7 protein-coding genes are annotated in these 7,738 nt (G+C 43.0%); all 7 read left to right on the top strand.

All coding sequences use genetic code 11. The features are described from left to right. The first annotated feature begins 130 nt into the window (after nt 1-130). The 7 genes from B5F25_RS20110 to B5F25_RS20085 all read left to right on the top strand — a co-directional run bounded on the left by B5F25_RS20110 (nt 131) and on the right by B5F25_RS20085 (nt 7,587). A complete protein-coding gene (locus B5F25_RS20110) occupies nt 131-337 on the top strand; it encodes a hypothetical protein (RefSeq protein WP_087397162.1) in 207 nt (68 codons plus the stop codon). Between the two features lie 74 nt (nt 338-411). Then, the gene (locus tag B5F25_RS20105; protein ID WP_158100093.1) at nt 412-1,491 is read left to right on the top strand and encodes a BF3164 family lipoprotein; all 1,080 of its coding nucleotides are present in this window, start codon (nt 412-414) and stop codon (nt 1,489-1,491) included. Nucleotides 1,492-1,705: 214 nt separating this feature from the next. Further along, entirely contained in the window at nt 1,706-3,163 is a 1,458-nt protein-coding gene (locus tag B5F25_RS20100; protein ID WP_343206236.1) for a transglutaminase domain-containing protein, read from the top strand. Nucleotides 3,164-3,186: 23 nt separating this feature from the next. Beyond that, nucleotides 3,187-3,657, top strand: coding sequence for a discoidin domain-containing protein (locus tag B5F25_RS22745; protein WP_343206235.1), 471 nt, complete (start codon nt 3,187-3,189; stop codon nt 3,655-3,657). Between the two features lie 259 nt (nt 3,658-3,916). Further along, entirely contained in the window at nt 3,917-4,168 is a 252-nt protein-coding gene (locus B5F25_RS20095) for an NVEALA domain-containing protein (protein WP_087251651.1), read from the top strand. A 71-nt stretch (nt 4,169-4,239) separates the two neighbouring features. Beyond that, a complete protein-coding gene (locus B5F25_RS20090; protein WP_140406998.1) occupies nt 4,240-5,274 on the top strand; it encodes a hypothetical protein in 1,035 nt (344 codons plus the stop codon). A gap of 372 nt (nt 5,275-5,646) precedes the next feature. Further along, a complete protein-coding gene (locus tag B5F25_RS20085; protein WP_239414085.1) occupies nt 5,647-7,587 on the top strand; it encodes a transglutaminase-like domain-containing protein in 1,941 nt (646 codons plus the stop codon). Nucleotides 7,588-7,738 lie beyond the last annotated feature (151 nt).

Genomic DNA, 7,738 nt, shown 5'->3' with positions numbered 1-7,738 from the left:
GAATTTTGCGGAAACGAAAAACAAAAAAGATTATGAAAACAAAACTGATTACATTATTGTGTGTGCTGATGAGTATTTCTTTCTGCTTCGCTCAAAGCAAAGACGAAATTGAAATGATATTGGATTGATAATGTTTATTTGTGGTGGATTTGGCATTTATCAATCATTTATGTCGCAACGTGTTTTTTTGTCAGACATAGCATTGGATAATGTGGAAGCTTTGGCTTCTTATGAAGTAGGGAATGATTGTAGTGGTTGTTTTACGCAAACCCTTGATTTTTGTAAATTTTGGGGTTGGGGCGGTTGTATAGGTGATCGTTACATTCATTATTCATAGGATGTAGTGAATAGTGGGACTTTCTATAGAACGAGCAAGTTTGCAGAAAGTCCCTTAATTAAAAGATGAAAATTATGGTTAAATTAAGATTTGTAATAGTAGCATTAGTTGTTGAAATATTTTTAATCACTGCTTGTCAGCAGCAAGATGATGTGTCGATGCAAGAGTTTGATAAGTCATTTGTTGTAAAACAATTAAAAGGTCGGCAATTGTTTACGGAAAGGCTTATGTTAGGGCAGCCTTTTTTGATGCATTGTGTGGATTCAAATCTTGTGATTTATGATAATATAGCAGATTCTCTTTTTACAATGATTGATTTGCGTCATGAAGACGGCAGAATATGGTCATTTGGCCGGAAAGGTCAGGGGGGAAATGAATTCTTGCAAGTATTTTCTTTAGCCAGAATGCCTTCGGATTCTTTGCTGGGGATTTATGATTGTTTTAAGCATGAATTGGTTCAAGTCAATCTGCATGATATAAAAAGAGGGATTGAAGAATATTCTTTAGTGAAGAAAGACAGTTTGCTTAGCACTAAAGTATATGCTACCCGTTTTAATTCTTTTGTAGGGATGGGCTTTTATGATAACAATATGTTAACCTTGACCGACCCGCATGGCGCGGTTGCCTATTGGGGAGAATATCCTTATCGAGACCAACAAGAACGTTCCATATCCAACCGTTTGCGTGGCATGGCCTATCAAGGTACTTTATGTATGAATCCTTCGTTGGATAAATTAGTTTATGCAGTCCGGTCAGCACCTATATTTTCCATTTATTCGGTTGATAGTGTCAAGATAGAAGAAACCTATCATTTTGCAGGAGGATATCCGGAATATAGGCCGGAGGAGAATGAAAATGAATTTTCTGCACCGGTAAGTGCCCATTGTAAACAGGCTTTTTTAGCGGCTTATGCAACAGACTCTTACATATATTTGTTATATTCCGGAAAAAGTTTCGCTGATTCAAAACTGGAAGCTTTTCAAGGGAATAGCATTTATCGTATCAAATGGGATGGCAAGCCAGATTTCAAGTTTGAATTGGATTATCCAATAAAGAATTTTTGTGTGGATGATCAGGATAAAATCATTTATGCCATAGCGGAGAAAGGTGAAACAGAATTGCTTCGTTTTTCAATAGATGATAATGTAAATTGATAAGTATAATGGTGGTATTTTAAAAATAATGTATATAGCATAAATTATAGAAGTGGCTTTGAAGTCTAATTGAATATAGCCGTTTTTTGTAGATTTTATTGGAAAATCCAATCAATATTTAGTCGTATTTTACTTGAATATTGACAATACTATTTAGTTTGGCATTGAGATTGATTAAAAAAGATGAGAAGATAATACGAAAAACAAGAAAGCAATGAGATGGTGCTTGAAAATATGGGTTTTATTTATCATTTTGTGTGCTGTATCTTGCACGCATGACAATCAACGTCTCGAAGCAGCCTTAAGTTTGGCAGGCGAGAACCGTGCTGAACTGGAAAAAGTATTGCGTCATTACGAGGATGACACGCTGAAATACCGTGCGGCACGGTTTCTGATAGAGAACATGCCCTATCATACGTATTATGACGGTAAAGAGTTGGAAAAGTTCAGAAAATATTTCACCTGCTTTACGCATACCCGGAAAACGTCAAGCGAACTGATAGACTCGTTGAAGAAGGCGGATGGCGAATTTTTTATGGGCAGTCTGCAGCGGAGAAGGGATGTCGAGGTCATCGATTCTGCCTATTTGGTGAAAAACATCGACCATGCCTACCGGGTATGGAAAGCGCAACCTTGGGGACGGAATGTGAGCTTTCAGGACTTTTGTGAATACATTCTTCCTTATCGTGTAGGCGATGAAGTGCCGGAAGAATGGCGGGAACGGATTTATGAACGTTATAACCCGAAGCTGGACAGCATACGCGGCATGCCGCAGGCTGCCGACCCGCTGTTTGCGGCACGGGTCTTGCTGGACACGCTGATAAAAGAGCGGATTTATTTTACGAGTTCATTCCCTACGGGTCCCCATATAGGGCCGAAAGTGGTAGAGTGGCGTTCGGGCAGCTGCAAGGAGTTGGCAGACTTGTTCATTTATGTATGCCGTTCGGTGGGTATCGCGTGCGGAACGGATGTCATGGTGATGAGGGGAGACAATAACGCCCCTCATTTTTGGAATTTCGTGCTGGATCAAGAGGGGAAAACGTATGAAGTGGAATATCCCAACCCTCCGTTGCGTCCCGCCGCTGAGCTATGGAACCCCAAAGGGAAAGTGTATCGGGAAACTTATAGCCTGAACACGTCGATGATGGAAGACTTGGATAAACCGTCGGATGAGGTATATCCTACTTTCCGCTATCCGCTGTTCAAGGATGTGACACCTGAATATGCCGGCAGGTGGAACCGCACATTGACGTTGCCCAAAGAAGTGCTGTATTCGGAAAAAACGACATCCGATATCGTTTATCTGTGCCTTTCGTGCAGAGACAGTTGGATACCAGTCGCTTATACCCACATGGAGTCAGACAGTATCCGCTTTCATGATGTGGAAGGGGACATCATTTTCCGGCTTGCCTTTTGGGACGGGCAGGGGCTGGAACTGTGTTCCGACCCGATATTGTTGGAGAAAACTTCGGGAAACTTGCGTTACTTCAATCCGGGCAACAAACAGGACACGGTTGCTCTTTATTTTAAATATCATCTGTATAACGAGACTTTCATATTCCGTATGCCTGGCGGTGTATTCGAAGCAAGTAATGATGTCGGTTTTCGACATACCGATACGTTGTTTTTGGTAAAAGACGTACCCGAAAGGTGTATAATACGCTGTGGGTAGACAACCGGAAAAGTTATAGGTATGTGCGTTACAGAGGAGGTGACGGAAGCTTTTGCAACATTGCGGAAGTTGCGTTTTATGATGCGTCTGACAGTGGTTGGGCATTGCGAGGCAAGGTTATCGGTACGCCCGGTTGCTTCGAACAGGACGGTTCCCATGAATATACCAATGTGTTTGATGGGGATCCTTATACTTCATTCAACTATAAGTATGCCGAAGGCGGATGGGCAGGCTTGGATTTGGGGAGTGCGCATCGTATAGCCAAGATTGTGTATGTGCCCCGCAACCGTGATAATTTTATTCGTAAAGGTGATGTGTATGAATTGCTGTATTGGAAAGGCAGGCGGTGGAATTCAGCCGGTCGCCAAAAAGCGGTTGCGGATTCTTTGGTCTACACGGTTCCGGAAAACAGCTTGCTTTATCTGATTAATCATACCCGTGGGAAAGACGAGCGGATTTTCGAGATAAAAGATGGCAGGCAGGTATTCTGGTAATAATCGTTGATTATATAATCATGATAACATCCATAAAATGCACAAATAATGCCGCAAGAAGTATAAAAGGAATGGAAACGATACAGAAAGTGTTTAGAAGAAAACTTGTATGTCTCCACTCCAGTCAAACCCTAAAATAGAAAGGAGGATAGACCGATGCAAAGTTAAGAAGAAAACAGAAGATACGCAAATCGGGGATTTGCGGCTTTGCAGGTGAAAGTAACGGATAAAATACTAACATTTTTAACAATTATAGCATATGAAAAAAATTATAAGATTCAGTTTTATTGCGGCAGTAGCCGTAGCGGCAGGTTATACTGCTTATAGCCAGTCACAGAAGACGGAAACATTATCAGATTTAGAGTTAGCTAATGTGGAAGCGTTGGCAAGAAATGAGACTGGGCATCATATAACCTGTTATTCCGGTGGAACTGGAAATGCATTTATGTGTAAGTGCGGAACTTGTGTTTGGGGATATACATCGACCTATAATAAAGGGACTTGCTTTTAAAAAATAAGTATTAGGTATGTCGGGAAATATAATGTCCTGGCACACCTTTAGATTGATAAGTACTTGATATTATGAATAGGCTTGTAAGTTATATGGTCTTGGCATTAGTCATCATTAGCAGTTGTACTGAAAAGAACTCGGAAATCATATTGACTGAGACTCGTGTTGTTCATCCTCAAGTTCACGCAACGGGAATTACGGAGGTGCTTCGTGCAGATAAGATGTGTGTATGTGATTCTTTTCTGATAGTTATCGGACGTGATGATGAACCTTGTTTTTATGTTTATGACCGTAACGGTTATCAGATAAAAGGAAGTTTTGGAATGAATGGGAATGGTCCGTCAGACTTTTTGTTCCCTTTTTTCTTTGGAGGGGAAGATTATGTAGGTGGAAAATTGGAAGTGTATGATGTGAATTTGGCATCAATAAAGGAAATAGATTTACACAGATGTTTGCATAAACAGGAAAATGCTGTTGTAGCTATATCTTTGCCGAAGGAAATCATTGGCTCGCCGGATTTATTTCGGGCAGGCAGTGTGTATTATGGCAATATGGATAATGGGATGGGTTTGTTTTTCCGGTTTGATGTGTCATCCGGTCAGTTTGACTGGATTGATTTTCCGTCTTCGTTGTTGGAGCCGGAAAGGGATTTTTCGGTGATGAATATGAATCGGATATCTTACAGTGAAAGCCGGAAAGAAATCGTATCGGCTATGTTTTATTATAATAGAGTGTTTCTTTATGATGAGCAAGGCAATTTGCAAAAAAGTGTTCGTTTGGGAGAAAAAGAGGTATGTCCGGTTTTAGGCAATGAAAACAGTTCGGTTATGGGGGAGAGCCTGCTTTGTTTTACCGATGTCCAGTCTGATGAAAATTATATTTATTTGATGGCTCAGTCGGTGGAGGAAGAACGTTCGTTTTCTCCGACTGCAGAGATGAAATCCCGTATTGTCGTTTTAGATTGGAACTTGGATTATGTGAAAACTTATTCCTTGCCTCACTACTCTCAGGCTTTTCTTGTAGATGCGGGATTACACCGGATAGTTTATATTGCCCGTACATCCGAGGGAAATACGGATCTGTTTTATTTTGATATGACGGAATAAGAATTTTGGGAATAGGATTAAAGAAGGCACAATGAAAGGAAAATATGCGAAGTCTTGAAAGTGCTGAATATTGGAGATGGTTTGATTTTATGCATTTGTCCTAATGAAGACAATCCGATATGTCGATATAAATTGAGTGGTGGCTGGCCGGATAAATAATTGCCGCTTTTCTGTTTGATTGGCATTCTTTATAATGAATGTCCGCAAAGTGCCAATAGCACACAGAAACGCACAGATTTACACAGATTAAATTCAGGCTGCGCTATGTCTGCATAGAAAATAAAAATCTGTGTTCCTCTGTGAACTTCTGTGTCATCTGTGTGCTATGGCAAAATGCGGATATTCATATTCTTTATTCCAATTAATGATAAGATGAGGAAACTTTTAGTTGCGTGCTTGATAGGGACTGTTTGTATCTGCATGGCTTTGTGTCGTGACGAAACCAGATTAGACTCGGCATTGGAGTTGGCAGGCGGTAACCGTGAGGAGTTAGAAAAAGTGTTGCGCCATTACGAGGGCGACACGCTGAAATACCGTGCGGCTTGTTTCTTGATAGAGAATATGCCTTATCATGGCTATAAGGACGGGAAGGCACTGGAGGAATACCGGAAATATTTTGAACTGTTCAGTAAAGGGAACTATAAGCCGCAGCGGTTGGTAGATTCGTTAAAGCAAGCGGACGGGGCGTTCTCGGAATCTTCATTAGTCAGAAAGCGTGATATAGAAGAAGTGGATTCCGCTTTCTTGGTTTGCCATATCGACTGGGCATTCAAGGTGTGGCAGGAACAACCGTGGGGGAAAAATGTTTCTTTTACTGACTTTTGTGAATACATTTTGCCTTACCGGATAGGTGATGAACCATTGGAAAAGTGGCGTGAGGCTGTTTACCGGAAGTATAACCCGCTGCTTGACAGCCTGCGTGCTACTGCCAATGCCGATGATCCTCTGGCAGCAGCACAGGCGGTTATGGACATTTGGGGAAAGAAAGAGTATAATTGGACTTCCCTTTTCCCCAGCGGTCCCCATATCGGTGTAAGGGCAGTGGAATGGAAATCGGGTTCTTGCCGGGAATATACGGACGGGGTGGTGTATCTGCTTCGGGCGTTGGGGATACCTGCCGGGATAGACAGGACATTGCAGCGGGGCGATAACAACGCTTCGCACTTTTGGGCGTTTACGATAGATAAGAACGGCGATACTTACATTACCGAGCCGGAAGTATGGATCAGTTCGAAGAAACATAACGTATTGAAGGCAAAGGTGGCACGGATGACTTACAGCCTGAACCGGGAGCTGGCAGGGAAGATAGCCGATATGCAGACGGTCTATCCTACGTTCCGCTTTCCGCTGTTTAAGGATGTCTCGCGCTTTTATCTGGCGCATTCCAACCGGCTGGCAATCGATGTGGAAGACATGTACCGGGAAGTGGGAAAGGACGAACCGGTTTATCTCTGCCTGTCGGAACACCTCCGATGGACCCCGATAGATATAGCTTACCGTAAGGGGAAAGAAGTGACGTTTACGGATGTAGACGGTGGTGTGGTAGCGGTTCTGGCTACAGGGAAAGGAACGCAACTGGAAATCCTGACCGACCCATTCCGCATAGACAAGCAAACGGGGGAACTGTCTTTTTATTCACCGCAGGGTGCGGAAGAACGCGTACAGGTGTATTGTAAATACAACCTTCATTTCGGCGACCTTGTCTACCGCATGGTAGGTGGTGTGGTAGAGGGAAGCAACCGGCGTGACTTCCGGGATGCGGACACGCTTTATTATATAAAGGAGTTCCCTTACCGCCTGTTTACAACGGTCTATCCCAAAGTGACGAAATCTTACCGCTACATCCGTTACCGTGGTGGCAAGGACAGCTATTGCAACATTGGTGAGCTTTACCTGTACGAATGCCCGGATGATTCGGTGAGGCTGAAAGGGAAGGTCATCGGTACTCCGGGTTGTTATGACAACGACGGTTCGCATGAATACACTAATGTGTTCGACGGTGACCCGTTCACTTCATTCGATTACAAGCAGGCAGAAGGCGGCTGGGCGGGCGTTGACTTAGGCTATCCGCGTAAGGTGGGAAAGATAGTATATGTACCCCGAAACCGTGGTAATTTTGTGCGGCAAGGGCAGTGCTATGAGTTGTTCTATTTTGATAAGGGGAGTTGGCATTCGTTGGGGCGGCGGACAGCCTGTTCGGACGTGCTGGAGTATGAGGTTCCTCAAGGTGCCCTGTTGTATCTGAAAAACCATACCGAAGGGCATGACGAGCGCATTTTCGAGATAAAGGACAGGAGACAGGTTTTCTGGTGACAAAGAATAACAGATAAATTGGTTTGGGACGGATGAAACGGATACGGATAAACTTCAAGAAGTGGTTAGGCAGGGTATATACGGTAGTGATGTGGTCGGTATGCCTGTATGCGGTATGGATTGTGTTGCGCATCGCAGGTCAGGTGTTCCT

This window comes from Bacteroides sp. An19, assembly GCF_002160215.1.
GTDB classification, from domain to species: domain Bacteria; phylum Bacteroidota; class Bacteroidia; order Bacteroidales; family Bacteroidaceae; genus Phocaeicola; species Phocaeicola intestinalis.
The sequence above is the reverse complement of the archived record's forward strand: the minus strand, read 5'-3'. Positions and strand labels throughout refer to the sequence as shown.

What these genes read in the sequence shown, in the direction of transcription:
- B5F25_RS20110 (WP_087397162.1), top strand. Translation starts at nt 131, where the DNA reads ATGTTTATTTGTGGTGGATTTGGCATTTATCAATCATTTATGTCGCAA.
- B5F25_RS20105 (WP_158100093.1), top strand. Translation starts at nt 412, where the DNA reads ATGGTTAAATTAAGATTTGTAATAGTAGCATTAGTTGTTGAAATATTT.
- B5F25_RS20100 (WP_343206236.1), top strand. Translation starts at nt 1,706, where the DNA reads ATGAGATGGTGCTTGAAAATATGGGTTTTATTTATCATTTTGTGTGCT.
- B5F25_RS20095 (WP_087251651.1), top strand. Translation starts at nt 3,917, where the DNA reads ATGAAAAAAATTATAAGATTCAGTTTTATTGCGGCAGTAGCCGTAGCG.
- B5F25_RS20090 (WP_140406998.1), top strand. Translation starts at nt 4,240, where the DNA reads ATGAATAGGCTTGTAAGTTATATGGTCTTGGCATTAGTCATCATTAGC.
- B5F25_RS20085 (WP_239414085.1), top strand. Translation starts at nt 5,647, where the DNA reads ATGAGGAAACTTTTAGTTGCGTGCTTGATAGGGACTGTTTGTATCTGC.